The sequence below is a fragment of the Lysinibacillus telephonicus genome (assembly GCF_003966145.1).
Lineage (GTDB): Bacteria > Bacillota > Bacilli > Bacillales_A > Planococcaceae > Ureibacillus > Ureibacillus telephonicus.
Window position 1 is genome coordinate 1 of the sequence record NZ_RXNR01000136.1, and the last position, 2,454, is coordinate 2,454.

Genomic DNA, 2,454 nt, shown 5'->3' on the forward strand with positions numbered 1-2,454 from the left:
TGTAAACGCTAAAATAGAATCAACAGAATTTGCTCATTTGGTTTGAACACTTTTTCACTATTCAATACACTTCTAGTAAACTAGTATTATTTAGTTTATTGGGAGGCTGTACTAATGGAGGAGAAGCTAGTGTTATATATTGATATTCATCGTTTACATGAAAGGAAATTGCGTATTTCGCAAATTGCAAGGCAGTTAAAAGTTTCACGTAATACAGTGTATAAATATTTGAACATGACATTTGAAGAAGCTGTTGAAGAATTTGGAACCATTGAGCGTAAGAAAAAGTTAGACCCCTACCGAGATTGGGTTGTGAATTGGTTACAAGAAAATCCAAGTATGAGTGGCGCTCAGATGTTAGATTGGCTTCAAGAAAAATTCCCTACGATCGAAGTTGGGGAAAGCACTGTTCGTCGGTATGTCAATGAGATGAGGGAAATATATCAAATTGAAAAAACGGCTGAACCTAGAGAATACGAAGCAGTTGTCGAGCAACCACCAGGGAAACAAATGCAAGTTGATTGGGGACAAACGATTCAAAAGACCACACAGAAAAAAGAAGTGAAGCTCTATTTCATTGCCTTTGTATTGGCTCATTCCCGTCAAAAATATATGGAATGGCAAGACCGACCCTTTACTACACGTGATACGATTCGTTGTCATGAGAATGCATTTCGTTATTTTGAAGGGATGCCCGAAGAAATCGTTTATGATCAAGACAATCTCATAGCGGTCAGCGAAAATGCAGGGGATCTTATTTTAACAAAGGAATTCCAACAGTATGTGAATGAAAGGAAATTTAAGATTTATCTTTGTCGAAAAGCAGACCCTGAATCGAAAGGGAAAATTGAAAACGTCGTGAAATATGTGAAGAAGAATTTCGCTATTCACCGTGTCTTTTCAACGATTGAAGACTGGAATGAAAAAGCGTGGAAATGGCTAGAACGAACGGGTAACTTCAAAGTGCATCAGACAACAAAAAAGAGACCTTTCGAAGTGTTTCTCCTGGAAAAGCAACACTTAAGAAAGACCTCCTCAACGCTTTCATTTTCAGAAAGCAACCCTACAGAAATTATAACAAGGAATGTGAATAAGGACAACACGATTCGCTTTGAATCCAATCGCTATTCCGTTCCGATTGGCACGTATACAAAATGCCCTCAAGTAAAACTGCAAATTAATGGGCAACAATTAATTATAGTAGAATCAACCTCTGGTGAAATTCTTGCTAAGCATACAATTAGTTTAGAAAAAGGAAGACTGATTAAAAATCCAAACCATGCGCGTGATCGTTCTAGAACGATTGATACGTTAAAACAACATGTGCTCACTTTATTTCCAAGTACGGAAGAATCGCGTCAGTTTACTGAAGAAATTTGTCATACATACGGGCGTTATCGTCGAGATCAATTACTTCTTTTACAAAAAGTAGCTGAAGAGAATCCAGAGTGGATTTCTACTGCACTTAAAAAATGTATGCGTGAAAAATTGTATAGTGCAAATGCATTTCGTGATATCGTTGACTATTTAAAACGGCAGCAACCCGAACCCATTCTTGATATACTGGTAGATTCTACAAAATCTGTTTCAATACCCGTAGAAACAAGAGATTTAAAGGCGTATGTTCAACGAATGGGAGGAAAAGTGAATGAGTAAAAGTGTCACAGAAATTCAGCAAGCATTTAAACAGTTACGATTAGCAGAAACAGCGGAGGAACTTCCAGAGCTCCTTCGTCAAGCAGAGCAAACATCATGGACGTACTTAGAATTTATAGAACAGCTAACCACCTTTGAACTGAAAAGGCGCGAAGAAAAAAGTATTGAAAAGCGATTGAATTGGGCGCGATTTCCGTTCTATAAACCGTTAAATATGTTTCATTTGGACGAGCAAACAGCCGTTACAGAGCGCCAATTAAAGCAGTTACGTGAGTACCAGTGGTTAGAACAAGCCTACAATTTAATCTTACTCGGACCGCCTGGAGCAGGTAAAACCTTATTAGCGGTTGGACTGGGGATTGAAGCGATTCAAAAAGGATTTCAAGTGTATTTCGTGACCATGGGAGAATTAATTCAGCTGCTAAAAACCGAAGAATTTACAAACAAATCAAAAATTCAATTAAAGCGGCTCCGTGCTTCCGACCTAATTATTATTGATGATGTCATGTATATGGCGATGGATCAACGAGAAGCAACACTGTTCTTCCAATTAATTCACCAATTATATGAACAGAGTTCTCTCATCTTAACATCCAATCGAAGTCCAGAAGAATGGACAGAGCTAGTAGAGAATCAAGGGATGATGACGGCCATATTAGATCGCCTGTTACACCGAGTTGAGGTTATTCATATGAACAACGAAAGTCACCGATTAAAACATCAACAAAAGATTTTCAACTAATCAAAAGTGTTCATCGTAAATGAGCAAAAAATGTTCATTTGGGGTTGACGTTTACA

Annotated in this window: 2 protein-coding genes; both read left to right on the forward strand. The window is 37.9% G+C overall.

The genetic code is table 11. The features are described 5' to 3' along the window. The first annotated feature begins 129 nt into the window (after positions 1-129). Positions 130-1,656: an IS21 family transposase gene (gene istA, locus EKG35_RS20470; RefSeq protein WP_185807851.1), complete on the forward strand. Its 1,527-nt coding sequence runs from the start codon at positions 130-132 to the stop codon at positions 1,654-1,656. Continuing rightward, positions 1,649-2,398: an IS21-like element helper ATPase IstB gene (gene istB / locus EKG35_RS20475; protein WP_126296396.1), complete on the forward strand. Its 750-nt coding sequence runs from the start codon at positions 1,649-1,651 to the stop codon at positions 2,396-2,398. The genes istA and istB overlap by 8 nt, the downstream gene beginning before the upstream one ends. Positions 2,399-2,454: the final 56 nt, after the last annotated feature.

Excerpts from the sequence above, each read along its gene's own strand:
- istB (WP_126296396.1), top strand. The coding sequence starts at position 1,649 with ATGAGTAAAAGTGTCACAGAAATTCAGCAAGCATTTAAACAGTTACGA.